The sequence below is a fragment of the Streptomyces sp. NPDC051211 genome (assembly GCF_040689505.1).
Classification (GTDB): Bacteria; Actinomycetota; Actinomycetes; order Streptomycetales; family Streptomycetaceae; genus Streptomyces.
Window position 1 is genome coordinate 37,342 of the sequence record NZ_JBFBAV010000002.1, and the last position, 20,664, is coordinate 58,005.

The window sequence follows — 20,664 nt, forward strand, 5'->3', positions numbered from 1 at the left end:
GGGGGAAGGGGACGTTCAGTGTCCACAACCGGTCACCGGCGCCTGCTGCTGGTTTCCACCAATTACGCTCCCGAGCATGCGGGCATCGGCCCGTACGCCACACAAATCGCCGAACACTGGGCGAATTCCGGCCATGAAACGCATGTGTTCGCCGGCATGCCGCACTACCCCGCCTGGTCGCTCGAGCCGGAGTACAAGGGGGCGCTCCGGCGCACGGAAGAGCGCGCGGGGGTCACGGTCCACCGGCGCGCGCACACCGTCCCGGCGCAGCAGACCGCCGTGAAGCGGGCCCTGTTCGAAGGATCGATCCTGCTGCACGGTGCGGTCGCCCCGCCCCGGATTCCCAAGCCGGACGCGATCCTCGCCCAGATGCCCAGCCTGGCCGGCGGGGTGCTGGCCGCCCGGCTCGCCGCGCGCTGGAAGGTGCCGTACGTCCCGGTGGTCCAGGACCTGATGGGGGCCGCGGCCGCGCAGAGCGGGATCAGCGGCGGCGACAAGGCCGCGGCGCTCGCCGGGCGCGCGGAGGCGTACGCGCTGAAGCGGGCCACCCTGGTCGGTGTGATCCACGAGACCTTCGTGGACCGGGTGGTCGGCATGGGCGTGGACCCGAAGAAGATCCGCCTGGTGCCCAACTGGTCCCATGTGCCCTCCCCCGCCAAGCCGCGCGGCGAGACCCGCCGGCACCTCGGCTGGGCTCCCGGCCAGACGGTCGTCCTGCACTCCGGGAACATGGGCCTCAAGCAGGGGCTGGAGGTGCTGGTGGGCGCCGCCCGGCTGGATCCGGACGTCCGCTTCGTCCTCATGGGAGACGGCAGCCAGCGCGCGGCACTGGCGCAGATGTCGGCGGACGTGCCGAACCTGGACATCATCCCCCCTGCCGCCCACGGCGAGTTCCCCGATATCCTCGCCGCGGCGGACGTGCTCGCGGTCACGCAGCACGCGGCTGTGATGGACATGAGCGTTCCGTCGAAACTCACCTCCTACTTCGCGGCCGGCCGGCCCGTGGTCGCCTCCGTGGCGGCCGGCGGCGGCACCGCCCAGGAGGTGGAGCGTTCGGGCGCCGGGGTGCTCGTACCGCCGGAGGACCCGCAGGCCCTGCTGAAGGCCGTACGGTCGCTGGCGGAGGACCCGGCGGGCGCGGACGAGCTGGGAGCGGCCGGTCCCCGCCACGTGGCGGCGCACCTGAGCCGTGATGCGGGCCTGGCCCGCATCGACGCACTGATCGACGAAGTACTTGGGGGAACCCGGCCGTGACCGAGACGCACCGCCCTGCGGCGATACCGGCCGAGGACGAACCCGACCTCCTCAGGGACCAGTTCCGGCAGCTCACCCGCTACCGCAAGCTCATCGGCGCGGGCATCGGCATCGGCCTGCTGGGCGGCGCGTACCTCGGCATATCCACCGCCGACACCTACGTCGCCACCGCCGACGTGGTGCTGCGCACCCCGACCGACGACCCCTTCAACCCGAGCATCGCCGCGGACAAGACGGTCAACATCGGCTCGGAGCGGCAGACCGCCCTCAGCTCCTCCATCGCCAAGGAAGCCGCGAAGAAGCTGGGCCTGGCCGAGACCGAGCTCGCCGGGCTGCGCAGCGGACTGCAGGTCACCAACCCGCCGCAGTCCATGGTGCTGAAGTTCACCTACACCTCGGCCACGCCCAAGGAGGCGGCCCGGCGCGCGAACGCGCTGACCGAGGCCTACCTGGCCGAGCGGCAGAAGGCCCTCGACGTCACCCGCGACAAGATGGTCAAGAGCTACAAGGACCAGCGGGACCCGGTCGCCAAGCAGCTCGACGAGCTGGTCAAGGAGATCGCCCGGATGCCGGCCGGCACCGCGCGCGACGCGGCGCTCTCCCAGAAGACCGACCTGCAGAGCAAGGTCGGTCAGTTCAACGGCAACATCTCCAAGCTGGACGCCCTGGACATGACCCCCGGCCGGGTCACCACCCAGGCCACCCCGCCCACCTCGCCCGACGGGCCCGGCCTGCCCATGTCCCTCGCGCTCGGCGCGGCCGTGGGCCTGGCACTCGGCCTGCTGGCCGCCTGGGTCCGCCTGGTGTTCGACCCGGCGCCGCGCTCCGACGGCGACGTCTCGCGGGCCCTGCGCGCGCCCGTCCTGGGCGCCCTGCCGCGGGACAAGACCGGCGGCGGCCCGCTGCTGGCGGCCGGCGAGGCGGACCCGCGGCTCGCCGAGGAGTACCGGTCGGTGGCCTTCCGGCTCGCCTACGACTCCCGGTTCGCCGACCGGCGCCGCCTGCTGGTGGTGGCCCCGCGCGGCAGCAGCGAGACCGCCGCGGCCGTCGCCGTGAACCTGGCCGCCTCCTTCGCCGAGACCGGCAAGGACGTCCTGCTCATCGAGGCCGACCTGCGGACGCCGGTGCTGGCCAGCCAGCTGCGCACCGATGCGGGCGGGCGGCCGCGGTGGAGCCAGATGCAGGGCGGCCCCGGCGCCAACGCGGCCGGGCACGAGCCCGACTGGCCGGACGGGCGGCAGCTCGCCGTGGACGCCGGCGAGTCCGGCTCCTTCGACCTGATCCCCGGCGAGCGGGTCCGCAACGTGGCCCGCGCCCTCACCTCGCAGCGCGCCACCCGGCTCGTCTCCGAGGCCGACTCCCCCAACTCCACCGTGGTCGTGCTGGCCCCGCCCGTTCTGTCGTACGCGGACGCCCTCGCGCTCGTCGACCGGGTCGACGGCGTGCTGGTGGTCTGCGACCCCCGGGCCGTGCACCGCACCGACCTGGCCCGGATCCGCGAGCTGATCAGCGGCGCCGGCGGCACGGTGCTGGGCGCGGTGCTGCACGGGCCGCTGCCGGGCGAGAAGCGCGGCAACGGCCGCCGCCGGGCCCCGGTGGCCCCGGCTTCGCCCCCGCCCGCCTCGGGCCCGTCGGCGGCCGCGCGGCCGCGGCCGGCCGGACCGGAGCAGCACATCCCGGGCGACGGCACCGACACGGTCGCGCTGCGCACGGTCCGCACCGGACAGCGGTGAGCCGGCGCGGACTCGCCGCGGTCGCCTCCGTCCTGGACCAGGCGGCATCCAGCGCCACCAACATCCTGGTGCTGGTGCTGGCCGCCCGGCTGTCCTCGGTCTCCGGCTTCGCCGCGTTCTCGATGGTGTACGTGGCCTTCAGCGTGCTGCTCGGGCTGAACATGGCGTACGTCGGGCAGACGGTGGTGCTGGAACGCGCGGAGGAGCGCCTGGGGGCGGTCTGCCGGTCGGCGGTGTCCTTCACCGGTGTCGCGTCGCTCGCGGCCGCGCTGCTTCTGGCGGCCGTCGGCCTGGCCCTGCCCGGCCCGACGGGCGGTGCCTTCCTCGCGCTGGGCCTCGTCCTCCCGCTCGTCCTCCTCCAGGACGGCCTGCGCTACTGCTTCTCGGCGCTGCGCGCACCCGAACGGGCGCTGGCCGCGGACACACTGCGGCTGGTGTGCGTGGTGGCAGCGCTGGCCGTCCAGCCGTCGGGGGCCTCGGCAGCCCGACTGGTCCTGGTGTGGGGCCTGTCCGCGGTTCCGGCCCTGCTGCTGGGCCTCTGGCTGCTCCGCCCGTACGTCCGGGGCGCCGCTGCCGACCTGCGCCCCTACCTGCGCCGGGGCCACCTGGGGCAGCGCTTCGTCGTCGAGTTCGCGGTGGGCAACGGCTCCAGCCAGCTCGCCGTCCTCGGCCTGGGCGTCTTCGCCACCCCCCTCGCGGTGGGCGCGCTGCGGGGCGCCACCACCCTCTTCGGGCCCTTGAACGTCCTGTTCAACTCGGCGAACGCGTTCGCCCCGCCGGTGCTGGGCCGGGTGTCGGGCAAGCGGGCGGTCGTACGGGCCACCCTGACGCTGGGTCTGGTCCTGGCCGCCCTCGGCGCGGGCGTCGCCGCCGCCCTGTACGCGCTGCCGGACCCCTGGGGCCGGCAACTCCTCGGCGACACCTGGCCGGCCGCCTCGGCCCTGCTGCCGGCGACGGGCGCCCAGTACGCGGTGATGGGCCTGGGCACCTGCGCCCTGCTGACCCTGCGCGTGCTCGCGCCGAAGGCCACCCTCTCGCTCCAGGTGGTCTTCTCCCTGCTCTCCGTGGCCTTCCTGCTCGGCGGGTACGCGGTGTGGGGCGTCCAGGGCGCCGCCTGGGGCTTGGCCCTGGGCTCGGCCCTCAAGGCCACGGCCGCGTGGTGGCGGGTGGCCCGGCTGAAGCTCCCGTCCGCGGGGGCGGATGCGAGCGCCCCGGAACCCGAAACCGGCGCCGCGCACCCCGCCTGACGGAGGCCCGCTGCACGGAGCTGTCCCCTACCCGTCCCTTCCCGAACCGGGGGCTACCGCAGCGAGACCGACTTGTCCGTGCGGTACGTGGCGACCAGGGCCAGGCAGAGGGCCGCGATGGCCACGCGGCCGGAGGCCTGGAGGAGGGGGCCGCGGAGGAGGATGAAGGAGTAGCCCGCCACCAGGGGGACGACCACGGAGATCAGGGAGCCGGGTGGGGAGCGGCGGGTCGCGCGTTTGGCGTAGCGGCGGTCGACGCGGGCCGAGGCGTAGCCCATGCCCATCAGCCCCGCCCCCATCCCGACCGCACCGAAGTCGACCCACAGCTCGGCCCAGATCGGCGAGGACAGGTTGGTGTTGACGGTGCCCATCCACTGGCCGACCATCACGCCCGTGTCCCGCGGTTTGCTCGGCCACACCGAGCGGGGCACCGCGAAGAACACCGACCCGGCGAGCTGCCGGCCGTAGAAGTGGCCGGGGCCCGACTCCGCGAAGGTGATGGTGTTCGCGAACATGCCGACCTGGTCGTAATCCTTGAGCGCCATCGGCTCCAGGAAGGAGGTCGTCTCGACCGGCTTGTAGTTCTTCTCGTCGTACCGGAACCGGTCCGCGAACGGGAACACCAGCAGCGCGACGACCACGGCCATCGACAGCGCCACCCGGTACATCGCCGCGCTCACCGGGAAGACGGTGAACAGCAGCGAGAACATGACGGTCAGGAACCAGTAGCGCGGGTTCGAGATCGGGTTGTTGACCACCAGGTTCAGCATCGCCAGCGCCGCCCAGGTGGCGATCACCATCGGCTTGCGGCGGGCGTACGTCGAGGTGATCAGCCATCGGGTGTACAGCAGGAAGGCGAGCAGCGCCGGGACGGTGCCGAAGCCGCGCAGGAAGGCCTGGCCGGCCTGGCTGTCGCCGTTGGAGACGCCCGCCTCCTCGATGCCGGCGATGATCTCCTGGCGGCTGCTGAAGAACACGGCCGGTCCGCCCAGTTTCATGACGAAGGCCGCGCTGCACAGGAACGCGAACAGGGTCAGCAGCTGGAGGCGGCGCCGGTGCGTCATCACCGGGCGGGGTTCCTTCTGCGAGCCGCCCGCCCGGCCGGCCGGACGGTGCCGGGCGAGGAGGACGCCGACGTCGAAGGCGATGCAGCCGATCAGGATCAGGGCGATGGCCCAGGTGAGGTCGGAACGCGGTCCGACCACCGGGGTGGGGACTTGGCCGAGGACGGCCTGCGCGAGCGGGGCCACGCCCATCGCCATGTAGACGAACAGCCAGAAGGAGCCCTGGAGCAGTTTGCGGCGGCTGGTCAGCACCATCGCGGAGAGGCGGGCGCCGGCGTACATGGTGAGGGCCAGCTGGAGCCAGAAGGCCGCGTCGCGCACGCCCGCACCGGACTGCACGGCGACGAACAGCGGGAGGAAGACGGTGAATCCGAGGGCGAGCGGTACGGACAGGGCCCGGGAGAGCAGGGTCCGCGGGGTGGTGACCCGCCCCCACTGCCGCTCGTCCTCCTGCGGGACGGCCGGCACCGGCAGGGGCTTGCGTATGTCCGTTGCCACTGTGCCCCCACCCGACCCTGTGCCTGCTCCGCGCGCAGTCTAGTCTGAGCGCGCGGCACCTGGGGAGGCGCCGGCGGGGGCGACCGGATGGGGGGTACATGGCACGTGATCTCCCGGCCTTCACGCTGGCCGGATACGACAAGGGGCGCGGGTTCCTGGCCCAGGCGCTGTGGTTCGCCGTGATGAACACGGTGTTCATGGCATGGTTCTGCCCGGCCCGGCTGCGGGTGGCGCTGCTGCGCGCCTTCGGTGCGGAGATCGGCGAGGGCGTGTTCATCCGCCACAAGGTCCGCGTCCTGTGGCCGTGGAAGCTGAGCATCGGCGACCACAGCTGGATCGGCGAGGGTGCCTGGCTGCTCAACCTGGAGCCGGTGGCCATCGGCTCCCACGTGTGCATCTCCCAGGAGGCGATGCTCTGCACCGGCTCGCACGACCACCGGTCCGCCGATTTCCGCTACCGCAACGCGCCGATCACCGTCGAGGACGGTGCGTGGGTGGCGGTACGGGCGACCGTGCTGGCCGGGGTGACGGTGGGCCGGCACGCGGTGGCCGGCGCCGGGGCCGTCGTACACCGGGACCTTCCCGAGCTGACCCTGCAGACGGCGGACGGCAGCCGCCGCCCGGTGGAGGAGCCGAAGTGAGGGGCCCGGGCAACGAACCCCGAGTGAGGAAGCACCAGTGAGAGTCCTGCACGCGGTCACCCTGCATTCGCCGCGCAACGCCTTCGGCGGACCGGTCCGGGTGGCGCTCAACCTGGCCGCCGGGCTGCGGGCCCGCGGCCACGAGGCCCGGCTGCTCGCCCTGGGCGAGGAGTTCGACCCCTGGCCGACCGAGGTCGAGGGGATTCCGGCGACGCTGTTCCCGGCCCGCCGGCTGCTGCCGCTGGGCTTCAGCGGGATGACCTCGCCGGCCCTGCTGGCCTCGGCGGGCCGGCTGGTCCGGGAGGCGGACCTGGTCCATGTCCACCTCGCCCGCGACCTGGTGACCCTGCCGGTGGCGCTGGCGGCCCTGCGGGCCGGCCGGCCGCTGGTCCTGCAGACCCACGGCATGGTGGACCCGAGCGGGAAGCTCCTGGCGAAGGTGCTGGACGCGCTGGCGGTGCGGCGGCTGCTGCGCGGGGCCGGGGCGGTCCTGCACCTGACCCCGCACGAGCGGGCCGGGCTGGACGCGGTGGCCGGTTCCCCGCTGGGCAACACGGTCCGCCTGGTGAACGGTGTGCCGGCCCAGGAGGAGCGCCCCGTCCCGGCAGGTCCGCCGCGCATCCTCTACTCCGCGCGCCTTCAGTCCCGTAAGCGGCCGGTGGACTTCGTGGACGCGGCGCCGGCGGTGCTGGACCGGCATCCGGACGCGGAGTTCGTGGTGGCCGGGCCCGACGAGGGGGAACTCCCCGCGGTGCGGGCCCGGATCGCCGCCCTGGGGCTCGGTGAGCGGTTCACGGTCACCGGCGGCCTCTCCGGCGCGGAGGTCCTCGCGGAGCTCCGGCGGGCCCATGTGTACGTACTGCCCTCGGTGGACGAGCCGTTCCCGATGTCGGTGCTGGAGGCGCTGGCGGTGGGGGTGCCGTCCGTGGTCACCCACTCCAACGGCCTGGCCAAGGACATCGCGGGGGCGGGCGCGGGCCGGGTGGTCGAACCCGGTCCGGAGGGGGTGGCCTCGGCCGTCCTCGGGCTCCTCGATCCGGCGGCGAACCGGGCGGCGTCCGTCGCCGCCCGCACGCTGGCCGCGGACGCCTTCTCGATGGACGCGGTCCTGGACACCCTGCTGTCGGTGTACGAGGGGATCGGGCCCGCTTCGGCCCGCGGTTGAAGGCGGCCCGGGCCCACCGGTAGCGGCGGGCGGGTTGCCGCGGGCGGGCCGGGTGGGGGAAGGGTGGGATCGGGGCCGGGTCAGGAGCGGCGGATCACGATGTCGCCGTAGCCGCTGCGGGCCCGCACCTCGACGGTCTCGTCGGTGGCGGTGGGGCCGTCGACGCAGCCGAGGTGGTTCTGGACGGAGCCGTGGTCGGTGTGCACGTCGAGCCAGGCGGCGGTGGCCGGGCGGATGCCGATCTCGACCTCGCCGACGGCGGTCTCCAGCACCGCCTTGCCGCGCGCCACCTCGCCGATCCGGATGGCGCCGTTGGAGGAGCGGGCGTCGACGCCGGCCTGCGCGGAGCCGACGGTGATCGCGCCGTTGGAGGACTTCGCCCGCAGGTCGCCGGCGACCGCGCCGAGGACCGTCTCGCCGTTGGCGTTGCCGAGGACGGCACGGCCGTCGATCCGGCCGATCTCGGCCCGGCCGGAGGCGGTGATCTCCGCGTCGCCGGACACCAGCTCCACGTGGACCCCGCCGTGGTCGTTCTTGAGGTTCACCGTGGTGGCCTGGTCGATCCGGAGTTCGCCCATCGCGGTCTTCAGCCGGCACTCGCCGTACGCCCCGACGAGGACGATGTCCCCGACCGCGGTGCGGGCGCGGACCTCGGAGCCGGTGGGCAGTTCGATGCCGACCTCGACGGCCGGGGTGCGGCCGAACAGCCCGTTCTTCTTGGGGCCCTTGAGCGTGAGGGTGTTGCCGGAAAGGCTGACCTTGGTGGCCTCGGCGGCCCGTACGTCGCCGTCGTGGCCGGGGTTGCCGGGCAGCACCTCGACGAGGGTGTCGGTGCGCTTGCTCGCGGTGATCCGGATCGATCCGACCTCGATCTCGACGATGGCGGTGATGGCTTCGGCGGTGTCGAAAGCAGGCATGGCTGTGCCGTCCTCTTGGCTCGATGGTGTGGTGAAGGGGTACGGATGCGTCTGCGTGCGTCGGTGGGTCAGCGGACCCAGCCGGTGAATCCCTGGTCGCCGCGGTAGCGGCTGCCGGATCCCCTCCCGGGGGCCGGTTCCAGGGCGGCGGCCACGGCCCGGACCAGCCAGGCGTTGACCGAGAGGCCCTCGGCGGCGGCGGCGTCCTCGACCCGGCCCTTGAGGTGCGCCGGGAGCCGGAAGTTGATGCGGGCGGTGTCGCCGTCGGCCGGGGCCGCGACCGGGGAGGGCGCGGGCGCCGGCTGTGCGGCGGGGGCGGACCCCGGCCCGCCCTCGGGCAGCTGGGCCGGCGGCGCGGTCACCACGAACTCGGGGTCCAGTCCGCGCAGTCGTACGTCGACCGAGCCCGGCGCCAGCTCCCGGGTGACCTCGCCCATGGCGGCGGACAGTGCGTTGAGCAGGGTGAGGCGGGCGGCCGACTCCAGCGGCGCGGTGAGCCGCTCGGCGAGGGCGCGGGCATCGTCGCCGCCGGCACCGGCGGCGACGGCCAGCTCCCGGCGGAGGTGATCCACATAGGGCGTGAGGTCCATGTCGCCATCATGGCACGGCCGTGGCGCCATGTCCAGCATTTGTGGCGCCACTATGGCGCCACAGAGCGCCGGGCAGGTGCCGGGCAGGTGCCGGCGCCGCGGCACCGCCCCGGCGTGCGGGCGTCACCCCCGTCCGGAGCAACCGAAACGGCGCCCGGCGCCGCGGAGGGCACACCGAGGGGCAGAACCGCCGATGATGCCGCGTGGCGCCACCGTGGCACCACGCGCGGAGACGGACGCAGAAGGCCCCCCGGCAGCTGCCGGGGGGCCTTCCGAAGGGGTGCGTGGGACCGTTACGCCGGGACCCAGGCGAAGCAGCCCGCCGAGACGAACTCCGACGTGCCCGCCGGGATCTTCGCGACGACCCGCTCCCCCGGCTTCGCGCCGAGCTCCGGCCCGGAGGCCAGGACCGCCCCGTCCTTCGACTTCGCCTGCCAGGTGCAGCCCGTGCTCGGGTTGATCGCCCGGAAGGTGCCGGCCGCCGGCGCCTTGCGGGTGCCGTCGCCGAAGCCCTTCTCGGCCGCCGCCAGGATCGGCTTCTGCGCCGGGCACAGGTGCGTGATCGCGTCCTTCGCGCCCTTGATCTCGCCCGAGATCACGGCCGCGGTGGCCGCGTCCTTGTCCCGCTTGGCGGTGCGCTCCACCCGCTGGCACGCCTCCTGCCCGGTCTGCAGGACGGCCGCCGGGTCCATGTTCTCCGGCACCCGCCCGCGCAGGTACGTCTTCTCGTTCTCCTTGAAGCTGCCCGTGGCCGGCGTCAGCTTCGCCTCGGGCAGCACCGGCCCGGTCGGCTTGGCGTCCGGCGACGCGGGCGGGGCGGCCGGGGCGGAGGAGTCCGCCGGGTCCGGGACCGAGGACGCGGCCGGCGGCTTCGCCTTCGGCTCGGCGTCCTTCTCGTCCCCGCCGGAACTACAGCCGGCCAGGGTGAGGGTCAGGGTGGTGGCCAGCAGGACAGCAGCCGCTGCCGGGCGTCGGTACATCACAGGGCTCCCGTGGTACTGGTCGAGCGCGGGGCCCGACCCGAAGGTCAGGCCCCGCATCCGTGTTCGTCGTTTCCCCGGCCTCGGTTACTCCGGGCCGAAGGTGAGGATCAGCTGCGGAGTACCCTCCGCCGCCGTCGCCTCGGAGGACCAGATCCACAGCGGGTCGGTGCCCGTGCTGGTCAGGCCCATGCTGTAGCTGGTGCCCAGCATCAGGGAGACCGTGGCCGTGTCCAGGTCCACGCTGTGGACGGCGGAGCCGTCCGCGATGCCGGTGATCGAGCCCAGCGGCGTGGTGCCGAGGGTCGGCTTGGTGTTGAAGGTGGTGCCCGCGCCGCTCCAGGTGCCGGTGACCGGGACCACCGAAACCTTGTCGGCCGTACCGGCGCCCGCCTGGGTGCTGGTCTTGATCTGGAGCGAGGCCGACTTCAGCTCTCGCCCGAGGGGGGCCGGCGGCAGGTTGAAGCGCAGGTACGTCTCGTACGCCGAGGTGCCGCGCACCGCGAGCGAGGTGGACGTGCCGTAGGCGGTGCTCGGGGCGCCCTGGTTGATGTAGGTGTCCTCGGTCGCGGAGACCTCGACGACCGTGTCGGTCGGGGCCTTGGCCAGGTCGTAGTGGTTCTTGGCCTGGGCCTGGGTCAGCGCGCTCGGGTAGACGGCCGTCTCGTCGATCTGCCCGGCGAAGAAGTTGCTCGTCGGACGGTTCGGCCAGTTGGCCAGGTTGTCGCCGCCGACGTGCCAGTAGCCCGCGTAGGCGTGGTGCGTGGTGACGTTGAGCGTGCCCTTGCTCTGGCCGTCGACGTACAGGGCCATGCCGGCCGGACCCTGGGTGGCGACCACGTGGTGCCACTTGTTGTCGTTGTACGTGTCGAACAGGCCGGTGGTGATGGTGCGGGTGGAGCCGCTGTACACGCCGAACGCCAGACGACCCGTGTTCGTCATGTAGATCTGCTTGTCGTACGAGCCGCTGTTACGGGTGGTGTTGTTGCCGAACCCGATCAGCTTGCCGCCGCGCGTGGTGCCGGTCTTGAACCAGGTCTCCAGGGTGTACGAGGCGCCCACCGTCTGGCGGCGGTCGCTGTGCACCTGCTGGCTGGTGCCGTTGAAGCCCATGGCGGTGCTGGAACCGGTGACCGCGCCCGGGGTCTGGCGCAGCGCCGGGGCGTTGATCTGGACACCGCTGCGGTTGCCGGAGACCGAGGAGTCGGCGACGTACGGGCTGACCGTGTCGTCGTAGCGCCAGTACAGCTCGGCGCCGTCCGCGCGGACCTGGTTCGGGTACGCCTGGACCGTGGCCGGGATGCTCACCGTGGCGGTGGCCGACAGGGCGCTGGTGTTGCCCGCCGCGTCGGTCGCGGCCACCCGGTAGCCGTAGGACTGGCCGGCCTTGACCGTGGTGTCGGTCCAGGAGGCCTGCGGGCGCTGCCACTCCAGGGAGGAGGCGGTGACCGAGGCGATCGGGGTGGCCGAGCCGTTGCGGTAGATGCGGTACGTCAGCTTGCTGTCGTCCGCGTCGTAGCTGGTGCGCCAGCGGACCTGGGCCTCGCCGGGCTTGACGCTGGCGGCGCTGGCGACCGGGGTGGTCGGGGCGCCGACGTCGCCGGTGGAGGCGAAGCGGGTCAGGCCCTGCTGCTCGACGCCGTTGATGAGGGTGAACTCACCGCCGACCCACATGTACTTGACGTCGTTCTTCTCCGCCACGGCCATCACGCGCGGGCCGATGCCCTCGCCGATGCCGTCGTTGGCGGTGGGGTGCCAGCCGAGCTTGCCGGGGCCGCGCACGAAACCGTCCACGGGCGCGGGGGCGGCGCCGGTGTGGTCGGTCGGCTGGGCCAGCAGGAAGTGCCGCTTGCCGTCGGGGAACTCGAGCTCGGTGGAGCAGTCGTGCGCGTGCGAGGAGCTGTAGAGCACCCCGTCGTACGGCAGGACGAACTGGGTGGCGCCCAGGCAGCGGTCGCGCCACTTCTCGCTGAAGTCGCTCAGGTTGAGGCCGATGCGGCCGTCGAAGACGCCGCCGCCGGAGCCCTCGTTGCCGGTGTAGAAGCCGGTCTCGTCGGTGGAGATGTCCTTGACGACCGAGTTGCTCGGAATGTTGTTGTACGTCTTCTTCACCGCGCCGGAGGCCGCGTCGACCACGGCGAGCGCGTGGGTGTTGGAGCCGTTGACCGAGAAGAAGTCGCCGCCCAGCAGGACGCTCTTGCCGTCCGGGGTGACCTCGATGGCGCGGCCCGGCTCGTCCGCGTTGGCGGTGAATCCCTTCAGGGCGCCGGTGGCGGCGTCGACCGCGGCGAACCGCTCGCGGGTCTGCCCCTCGACGGAGTTGAAGTCGCCGGCCGCGTACAGGGTGTCGTCGGTGACCGCGAGTCCGCGCACGGTGGCGGCGAAGCCCGGGTGGAACGACTCCTTGGGCGTGCAGGAGGCGACGTCGATGGCGGCGACGCTGCTGACCGGAGTTCCGTTGACGGCGCCGAAGTAGCCGCCCGCGTACAGGGTCTTCTGGTCCTTGGAGACGACCAGGGACCGCACGGTCGCGGTGCCCTCGCCGACGGTGAAGGACAGCTTGCACGAGGTGGGGGCCCCGGTCGCGGCGTCGAGGGCCACGAAGTTGACGGCGTCCTGCTCGGTGCCGCTGCCCGAACCCTCGGGCGGCCGGACCGCCGAGAAGGTACCGCCGGCGAAGACGGTGCCGTTCACCTCGGCCATGGCGAACACGATGCCGTTGGGCTGCCAGGTCGGCAGCGCGTCGGCGGTGAAGGCCACGGGCTGGGTGATGGCGGACGCCTGAGGCATCAGCACCAGGCCGAGGCCGGTACCGGCACCCGCCAGTGACAGGACGAGGGCAGCAGTCAGCCCTCTGGATCTACGCATGAGCCCCCCAGGGCTTCGCCCGGTTGAATGGCTGGAACTATCCGAACAGCCATATGTACTGGCGCAGACTAGGGCTCGCGTGAGGGCCCGGTCACCTCACTTGACCCATTGAATACCAACTTGGAATCAACGGGGGTCAACAGGGAAGGTGTGCTGCGGACATACGGCGGATTTGCCCCGGTCATCCCCCGTGGGGGCTGACCGGGACATGCAAATCGTAAGGTACCTGCAGTAACGCGCCGACCTGGGCGCAAGCTCAGCGGTCGATCCGCACGGTCACTCCGGCGAGCTGGTCCTCGACCTGGCGGATGTCCGCGTCGACCATGATCCGGGCCAGTTCCTCGACGAGGACCGTCGGCTTCCAGCCGAGCAGCTCCTGGGCCTTGCTCGCGTCACCGATGAGGGCGTCGACCTCGCTGGGGCGCTCGTACTTGGGGTCGTAGCGCACGTAGTCGTTCCAGTCGAGGCCGGCGTGAGAGAAGGAGGCCTCGACGAACTCGCGGACGGTCGCGGCGACGCCGGTGGCCACCACGTAGTCGGTGGGCTCGTCCTGCTGCAGCATCCGCCACATGGCGTCCACGTACTCGGGGGCGTAACCCCAGTCGCGGACCGCGTCCAGGTTGCCGAGGTACAGGTTCTCCTGGAGGCCGGCCTTGATGCGGGCGACCGCGCGGGTGATCTTGCGGGTCACGAAGGTCTCGCCGCGGCGCGGGGACTCGTGGTTGAAGAGGATCCCGTTGACCGCGAACATGCCGTAGGCCTCGCGGTAGTTCACCGTGGTCCAGTACGCGAAGACCTTCGCGGCGCCGTACGGGCTGCGCGGGTGGAACGGGGTCTGCTCGTTCTGCGGCGGCGGGGTGGAGCCGAACATCTCGGAGGACGAGGCCTGGTAGATGCGGGTGTCCACACCGCTGGCCCGGATCGCCTCCAGCAGGCGGAGGGCGCCGAGGCCGGTGACGTCGCCGGTGTAGAGGGGGGCGTCGAAGGAGACCCGGACGTGCGACTGGGCGCCGAGGTTGTAGACCTCGTCGGGCCGTATGTCGCGCAGCAGGTTCACCAGGGCGACCCCGTCGGAGAGGTCAGCGTGGTGCAGGACGAAGGACCGGTTGGCGGTCTGCGGGTCCTGGTAGATGTGGTCGATCCGCTCGGTGTTGAAGCTGGACGACCGCCGCACGAGGCCGTGCACCGTGTAGCCCTTGGAGAGCAGCAGCTCGGCCAGGTAGGAGCCGTCCTGGCCGGTGACTCCGGTGATCAGCGCGGTCTTGCTCATGCGGGTTCCCCCCGGGGGTTGTCGTGGTTCGTGGTGTGGTGCGTCACGGGGTCGCCCCCGCCGGTCGAGGCGCTGCCTCGGGGTCCGGGTCTGCGGGTCCCCGCATCGTACGCGCGTACCCCTGCGGCTCCGCCGCCGCCCCGGCCTGAGGGGGCCACAGATCCGTGGCCGCCCGCGGCGCCGCTTCCGGGGCTCCGCCCCGGACCCCGCGCCTCGAACGGCGGCGGGGCCGGATGTGCGCGGCCGGGATGCCGCGCAGCGGCATTTCCGGCCCGAGCGGCGATCGAGCGGGCCCCGCCGGAGACGCCGGGTATCTGACGGAGCCGAGGGCGGAGCCGCGGGCGGAGCCGCGCCGCACGGCCGGCCCGCACGGCTGCCCGCCGGGGCAGGCGTGGTCCCGCCGGACGGCACTGGCATTATCGGCGGTATGACAAATCCGGAGTCGTACCTGCCCCCGCACGCCCGCATCTTCGTCGCCGGCCACCGCGGTCTCGTCGGGTCCGCCGTGGTCCGCCGGCTGGCCGCCGACGGCCACGAGGTGATCACCCGGAGCCGTGCGGAGCTCGACCTGCGGGATGCCGCCGCGACCGGCGCGTTCCTGAAGGAGGTCCGGCCGGACGCCATCGTGCTGGCCGCCGCCAAGGTCGGCGGAATCATGGCCAACAGCACCTACCCGGTGCAGTTCCTCGAGGAGAACCTGCAGATCCAGCTCAGCGTGATCGGCGGCGCGCACGCGGCCGGCGTGGGCCGGCTGCTGTTCCTCGGCTCCTCCTGCATCTACCCGAAGCTGGCCCCGCAGCCCATCCGCGAGGACGCCCTGCTGACCGGTCCGCTGGAGCCGACCAACGAGGCGTACGCGCTGGCAAAGATCGCCGGCATCGTGCAGGTCCAGTCGTACCGGAAGCAGTACGGCGCCTCGTACATCTCGGCCATGCCGACCAATCTCTACGGCCCCGGCGACAACTTCGACCTGGAGTCCTCGCACGTCCTGCCCGCACTGATCCGCCGCTTCCACGAGGCCGCCGAGGCCGGCCGCGAGGAGGTCGTGCTGTGGGGATCCGGCACCCCGCGCCGGGAGTTCCTGCACGTGGACGATCTGGCCTCGGCCTGCGCGGTGCTGCTGAACCACTACGACGGGGACGAGCCGGTGAACATCGGCTGCGGCGAGGACCTCACCATCAGGGAGCTCGCCGAGACCGTCGCCGAGGTGACCGGCTTCCGCGGCCGGCTGGCCTGGGACACGTCCAAGCCGGACGGGACCCCCCGCAAGCTGCTGGACGTGACCCGGCTGACCTCCCTCGGCTGGAAGCCGGGGATCGGGCTGCGGGACGGCATCGCCTCCACCTACCGCTGGTGGCTCGACGCGGAGAAGTGACCTCTGCATGAGTGGCTCAGTACGCTCCGCGGCCGTCCACGACGGCCCGGAACGTACGGCCCATCACGTCGACATCGCTGGTGAAGGACCAGTTGTCGACGTACTGCAGATCAAGCTGAATCGTTTCATCCCAGGACAGGTCGGACCGTCCGCTGATCTGCCACAGTCCGGTCATACCGGGCCGTACGGCCAGCCGCCGCAGCTCCACCTCGTCGTACTGCGCCACTTCCTCGGGCAGCGGCGGCCGCGGCCCGACCAGGGACATGTGCCCGGTCAGTACGTTGAGCAGCTGCGGCAGTTCGTCCAGCGAGGTGCGGCGCAGCAGCCGGCCCACCCGGGTCACCCGGGGGTCGCGGCGCATCTTGAACATCAGCCCGTCGTTCTCGTTGGCGCCCGCGAGGTCGGCCTTGCGCCGGTCGGCGTCGACCACCATGGTGCGGAACTTCCACATCACGAAGGGGACTCCGTGGCGCCCGATGCGGTGCTGCCGGTAGAAGGCCGGGCCGGCGCTGCCGAACCGGATCGCCGCGACGATGCCCAGGAAGACGGGGGCCAGGACCAGCAGTCCGAGGCCCGCTCCGGCGCGGTCGAGCACCGACTTGAGCACCGGCTGTACGCCTCCCCGCACCGGCGGGGCGACCCGCAGCACGGCGAGCCCGCCGGCGGACAGGGTCTCCAGCCGCTTGACCGAGACCTCCACCAGGCCGGGGAAGACGGCCAGTTCCCGCCCGGCGTCGTGCAGCGCCCAGGCGACCCGGCGCAGCCGCTCGCCCGAGATCCGCGTCCCGGGGGCGACGAGCACCAGGTCGGCGTTGTGGCTGCGTACGGCGGCCATGACCGCGTCGGCGTCCCCGGCCGGAGCGGGGGGCATCTCCTCGGCGAGCCGGGCGGCCACCGGAATCCCTCCGGTGAGTTCGCCGCCGCCGACCGGGACCACGCCCACCACCACGTACGGGTGGTCGGTCCGGGCGGCGAGGTGGGCGGTGACCTCGTCGGCTGCCCCTGGTTCGCCGACGACCAGCACCCGGCTGACCGCCTGGGCCTCGCGGCGGGCCGCGGACAGGTGCCGGTAGGTGAGCTTGTGACAGGCGACGGTGATCAGCAGGGCGGGCAGCAGCGAACCGAGCGCGGCCAGCCGGGGGGTGCTCTCGTCGAGCGCGGCCCGGGCCACGGCCAGGACACCGATCAGAATCAGCCAGTCGTGTACGACGGGCAGTACTCCCCGGGACTCACCGAGCGCCCGCGCGGCGTACCGTCGGCGGAGCGCCTGGACCGCCGTCCAGGCGAGGGCCGCTCCGGCTGCGCAGAAGAGCGGTCGTGCCTGCTGGGCGGCTTCGAAGACCAGGCCGACGGGCACGGCGGCGCCGAGGATGTCGGCGGTCAGCGCGGCCGGCAGGTACCAGCGGGCCTTGTCGCCGAGCCGCCGGGACGGCACAGTCGACTCGAGCGCCGATCTGGCCACTCTTTGCGCAGGAATACGGACATGCCTCATGGGCCCCCCTGGCACGTGGTCTATGACGAAGGCGAGTGTCCGTGGCTTCCCCAAACGACGGACATCTGTCGCACCGGGAAACAGTACGACAAACACCCGTACGGTAAATGCCGTTTGCCGCAACGTGGACTCTTGTTGTCCGTTCGTTAGCATCCGGCGGTTGTCATTCCGGATTCGCGGTGCCATCCCCCGCTCGCTTCGGTGAACGGTTCGTATATCGGACCCGTCACTTCGGACAACGGACCCTTTCCGGCCATTCTTTTGACGCGACCCTGACAGTTGCGCCCGAAGCTGGCACTCTTCGATCCGTTCTTCGCACAGCCCTGTTCTGCCCGGAGGCCCACCCAGCCGTCCGGAACCCCCCTTGCAGAAGGAGTCTGCGTTGAGTCCCACCCCCCAGCGGCGCGCCACCGCGGCCGGCGCTCTCATAGCCGCGGCGGCCCTGCTCGCCGTCGGCATGCAGACCACGTCCGCCACCGCCGACGCCACCGCGTCGCAGGCCCGCCAGGCCGTCCAGCCCAACCCGGGCGCGGCCGCCCTGAAGCTCAGCCCCTCCGAGCGTGCGACGCTCATAGCCGACGCGAACTCCACCACCGCGCAGGCGGCCCGGGCCCTCGGTCTCGGCGACCAGGAGAAGCTGATCGTCCGCGACGTCGTCAAGGACGCCGACGGCACCACGCACACCACCTACGAGCGGACCTACGGCGGAATGCCGGTCCTCGGCGGCGACCTGACGGTCCACGCCAAGGACGGTGTCACCAAGAGCGTCACCAAGGCGACCCAGCACCAGATCAAGGTCGCCGACACCACCGCCACCGTGACCCCGGCCGCGGCCGAGAGCCAGGCGCTCTCCGCCGCCAAGGCCGAGGGCTCGAAGGACACCAAGGCCTCCAAGAACGCCCGCAAGGTGATCTGGGCGGCCACGGGCGTGCCGGTCCTCGCCTACGAAACCGTCGTCGGCGGCCTCCAGCACGACGGCACCCCGAACGAGCTGCACGTGGTCACCGACGCCAAGACCGGCGCGAAGATCACCGAGTGGCAGGCCGTCGAGACCGGCACCGGCAACACCCAGTACAGCGGGCAGGTGACGCTGGGCACCACGCAGTCGGGCAGCAGCTGGAACCTGACCGACGCCGTCCGCGGCAGCCACAAGACGTACAACCTCAACCGGGGCACCTCCGGCACCGGCACCCTGTTCTCCGGCCCGGACGACACCTGGGGCAACGGCCTGCCCTCCAACCTGGAGACGGCCGGCGCCGACGCCCACTACGGCGCCGCGCTCACCTGGGACTACTACAAGAACGTGCACGGCCGGAACGGCCTGCGCAACGACGGCGTGGCCCCGTACTCCCGGGTCCACTACGGCAACGCGTACGTCAACGCCTTCTGGCAGGACTCCTGCTTCTGCATGACCTACGGCGACGGCGACGGCAACAACAAGCCGCTCACCTCCATCGACGTGGCCGCCCACGAGATGACCCACGGCCTGACCTCGGTCACCGGCAACATGACCTACAGCGGTGAGCCCGGCGGTCTGAACGAGGCGACCTCCGACATCTTCGCGGCGGCCGTGGAGTTCCACGCCAACAACCCGCAGGACGTCGGCGACTACCTGGTCGGCGAGAAGATCGACATCCGCGGCAACGGCACCCCGCTGCGCTACATGGACAAGCCGAGCAGGGACGGCTCCTCCAAGGACGCCTGGTACTCCGGCATCGGCTCGATCGACGTCCACTACTCCTCGGGCCCGGCCAACCACTGGTACTACCTGGCCTCCGAGGGCTCCGGCCCCAAGGTCGTCAACGGCGTGAGCTACGACTCGCCGACCTCCGACGGCCTGCCGGTGACCCCGATCGGCCGCGACGCCGCCTCCAAGATCTGGTTCCGCGCGCTGACGGTGGGCTACTTCAAGTCCAACACCAACTACGCCGACGCCCGCGTCCAGACGCTGAGGGCCGCAGCCGACCTGTACGGCCAGGGCTCGACGATCTACAACAACGTCGCCAACGCCTGGGCCGCGGTCAACGTCGGCCCGCGCATCACCGACGGCGTGACGGTCCAGCCGATCGCCAACCAGAACACCCAGACCAACACGGCGGTCAGCCTCCAGGTCCAGGCCACCAGCACCAACCCGGGCGCGCTGAGCTACGCGGCGACCGGCCTGCCGGCCGGCCTGTCGATCAACTCCTCCACCGGCCTGATCTCCGGCACGGCCACGACCAACGGCACGTCCAACGTGACCGTCACGGTGACCGACTCGGCGAGCAAGACCGGCACCGCGTCCTTCACCTGGACCGTGGGCTCGGAGCAGAGCGTCTTCGAGAACACGGCCGACTACCAGATCAGGGACAACTCGACGGTCGAGTCCCCGATCACGGTGAACCGCGCGGGCAACGCCCCGAGCACCCTCAAGGTGGACGTCAACATCGTCCACACCTACGTCGGTGACCTCCGGGTCGACCTGGTCGCCCCCGACGGCACCGTCTACAACCTGCGCAACCGCACCGGCGGCAGCGCGGACAACATCGTCCAGAGCTTCACCGTGAACGCCTCCTCCGAGGTCGCGAACGGTGTCTGGAAGCTCCGCGTGGCGGACCTCGCCAGCATCGACACCGGCTACATCAACAGCTGGAAGCTCACCTTCTGACCAGCGGTGACTGACAGCGGCACGCACCACAGGTAGCACCCACAGAACGCGGAGCGGCCCGGGGACTCACACCTCCCCGGGCCGTTCTGCACTTCCTGATGCCAAAGGTCAGGGCATGGCGCGGAAGATCACGCTGAACAGGTCGTGGTGGGCGGGCCCCCGGCCGCCGGAGCGCTCCTCGTCGACGGAGTCGCCGTCCTCGCCGTCCTCGCCGCCCTTGCCGCCCTCGCCGTCCTCGCCGCCCTTGCCGCCCTCGCCGCCCTCGCCGCCCTCGGAGTCCTCGGAGTCCTCGTGGGCGGGGTATTCGATGTCGACGTCCTCGGAGTCCGTGTCCTCCCGGTCCGCGTCCTCCTCGTCGCCGCGGCTGTTGTCCGCCTCCTCCCCGTCCTCGTGGTGGTGGTCCACGTCGTCGCCGGTCTGGTCCGCGTCCTCGTCCCGGTGGTCGCGGCCCTCGTCCTGGACGTCCTCGTCGTCCCGCGGCGGGCGCTCCTTGTCGCGCGGCCGCTCGAAGCGGACCGCGATCGCCTCGAAGTCATCGGCCCCCTCGTGCGGTTCGGCCACCGCGACCGGGTCCCCCGCACACCCTTCGTTGTCGAAGAGCAGGGCAGCCCGGTCGGTCTCGTTGAACGCTTCCACCGCGGGCTGCTGCCTGGACGTGCCGTTCAGCAGATAGCAGGTACTGTCACCGGCCGGCCTGAGATGCCCGCGCCGCTCCCTGCCGTCGTCGAAGTAGGTGTAGTTCAGGCCGCCGCCGTCGGCGAGGGCCTGGCCCGAGACGGGCAGGACGAGTGCGAAGGCGCCGGCGAAGGCGACAGCGGTGGTGCGAAGACGCATGGGGGGTTCCGTTCTTCCGCGAGGTGGGTGCCGGTCCGGTTGGCATCCAGGACGGAGCGTAGAAGCGGAACCACCCGACGAAACGTTTC

15 protein-coding genes are annotated in these 20,664 nt (G+C 72.2%); 7 read left to right on the forward strand and 8 right to left on the reverse strand.

The window, feature by feature from the left end; translation table 11 throughout:
* The first annotated feature begins 48 nt into the window (after positions 1-48).
* Genes AB0447_RS03180 through AB0447_RS03190 form a run of 3 tightly spaced genes read left to right on the forward strand, consistent with a single transcriptional unit; the run spans position 49 to position 4,234 of the window.
* A complete protein-coding gene (locus AB0447_RS03180) occupies positions 49-1,254 on the forward strand; it encodes a glycosyltransferase family 4 protein (RefSeq protein ID WP_366475078.1) in 1,206 nt (401 codons plus the stop codon).
* Positions 1,251-2,987, forward strand: a complete 1,737-nt coding sequence (locus AB0447_RS03185; RefSeq protein WP_366474713.1) for a lipopolysaccharide biosynthesis protein — start codon at positions 1,251-1,253, stop codon at positions 2,985-2,987. Before AB0447_RS03180 ends, AB0447_RS03185 begins: the two co-directional genes overlap by 4 nt.
* Positions 2,984-4,234: a hypothetical protein gene (locus AB0447_RS03190; RefSeq protein WP_366474714.1), complete on the forward strand. Its 1,251-nt coding sequence runs from the start codon at positions 2,984-2,986 to the stop codon at positions 4,232-4,234. Before AB0447_RS03185 ends, AB0447_RS03190 begins: the two co-directional genes overlap by 4 nt.
* A gap of 53 nt (positions 4,235-4,287) precedes the next feature.
* On the opposite strand, the gene AB0447_RS03195 is transcribed toward AB0447_RS03190, so the two are convergent.
* Entirely contained in the window at positions 4,288-5,766 is a 1,479-nt protein-coding gene (locus AB0447_RS03195; RefSeq protein ID WP_366475080.1) for a hypothetical protein, read from the reverse strand.
* 128 nt (positions 5,767-5,894) lie between these two features.
* On the opposite strand from AB0447_RS03195, the gene AB0447_RS03200 reads away from it, so the two are divergent.
* Together AB0447_RS03200 and AB0447_RS03205 are read left to right on the forward strand one after the other, a co-directional pair.
* Positions 5,895-6,437 carry a WcaF family extracellular polysaccharide biosynthesis acetyltransferase gene (locus AB0447_RS03200; protein ID WP_366474715.1) on the forward strand — a complete coding sequence of 181 codons (543 nt, stop codon included), beginning with the start codon at positions 5,895-5,897 and terminating at the stop codon, positions 6,435-6,437.
* Positions 6,438-6,474: 37 nt separating this feature from the next.
* On the forward strand, positions 6,475-7,602 hold the full coding sequence (locus tag AB0447_RS03205) for a glycosyltransferase (protein WP_366474716.1): 1,128 nt from the start codon (positions 6,475-6,477) through the stop codon (positions 7,600-7,602).
* Positions 7,603-7,682: 80 nt separating this feature from the next.
* Here AB0447_RS03205 and AB0447_RS03210 read toward each other — a convergent pair whose 3' ends face one another.
* The 5 genes from AB0447_RS03210 to gmd all read right to left on the reverse strand — a co-directional run bounded on the left by AB0447_RS03210 (position 7,683) and on the right by gmd (position 14,227).
* Complete coding sequence (locus AB0447_RS03210; protein WP_366474717.1) at positions 7,683-8,519, reverse strand: DUF4097 family beta strand repeat-containing protein; 837 nt, start codon at positions 8,517-8,519, stop codon at positions 7,683-7,685.
* Positions 8,520-8,587: 68 nt separating this feature from the next.
* On the reverse strand, positions 8,588-9,109 hold the full coding sequence (locus AB0447_RS03215; protein ID WP_366474718.1) for a hypothetical protein: 522 nt from the start codon (positions 9,107-9,109) through the stop codon (positions 8,588-8,590).
* A gap of 293 nt (positions 9,110-9,402) precedes the next feature.
* Positions 9,403-10,089 (reverse strand): hypothetical protein, encoded by a 687-nt coding sequence (locus AB0447_RS03220; RefSeq protein ID WP_366474719.1) that lies wholly within the window; start codon positions 10,087-10,089, stop codon positions 9,403-9,405.
* Positions 10,090-10,176: 87 nt separating this feature from the next.
* Positions 10,177-12,957 carry a DNRLRE domain-containing protein gene (locus AB0447_RS03225; RefSeq protein WP_366474720.1) on the reverse strand — a complete coding sequence of 927 codons (2,781 nt, stop codon included), beginning with the start codon at positions 12,955-12,957 and terminating at the stop codon, positions 10,177-10,179.
* A 256-nt stretch (positions 12,958-13,213) separates the two neighbouring features.
* Positions 13,214-14,227 carry a GDP-mannose 4,6-dehydratase gene (gmd, locus tag AB0447_RS03230; RefSeq protein ID WP_366474721.1) on the reverse strand — a complete coding sequence of 338 codons (1,014 nt, stop codon included), beginning with the start codon at positions 14,225-14,227 and terminating at the stop codon, positions 13,214-13,216.
* A gap of 427 nt (positions 14,228-14,654) precedes the next feature.
* Here gmd and AB0447_RS03235 point away from each other — a divergent pair, with 427 nt between their 5' ends.
* The gene (locus AB0447_RS03235; RefSeq protein WP_366474722.1) at positions 14,655-15,602 is read left to right on the forward strand and encodes a GDP-L-fucose synthase; all 948 of its coding nucleotides are present in this window, start codon (positions 14,655-14,657) and stop codon (positions 15,600-15,602) included.
* Positions 15,603-15,618: 16 nt separating this feature from the next.
* On the opposite strand, the gene AB0447_RS03240 is transcribed toward AB0447_RS03235, so the two are convergent.
* A complete protein-coding gene (locus AB0447_RS03240) occupies positions 15,619-17,094 on the reverse strand; it encodes a sugar transferase (protein WP_366474723.1) in 1,476 nt (491 codons plus the stop codon).
* A 382-nt stretch (positions 17,095-17,476) separates the two neighbouring features.
* Between AB0447_RS03240 and AB0447_RS03245 the strand changes: the two genes are divergently transcribed.
* Entirely contained in the window at positions 17,477-19,741 is a 2,265-nt protein-coding gene (locus AB0447_RS03245) for a M4 family metallopeptidase (protein ID WP_366474724.1), read from the forward strand.
* Positions 19,742-19,849: 108 nt separating this feature from the next.
* Here AB0447_RS03245 and AB0447_RS03250 read toward each other — a convergent pair whose 3' ends face one another.
* Positions 19,850-20,575, reverse strand: a complete 726-nt coding sequence (locus tag AB0447_RS03250) for a hypothetical protein (protein ID WP_366474725.1) — start codon at positions 20,573-20,575, stop codon at positions 19,850-19,852.
* Between the last annotated feature and the right edge of the window lie 89 nt (positions 20,576-20,664).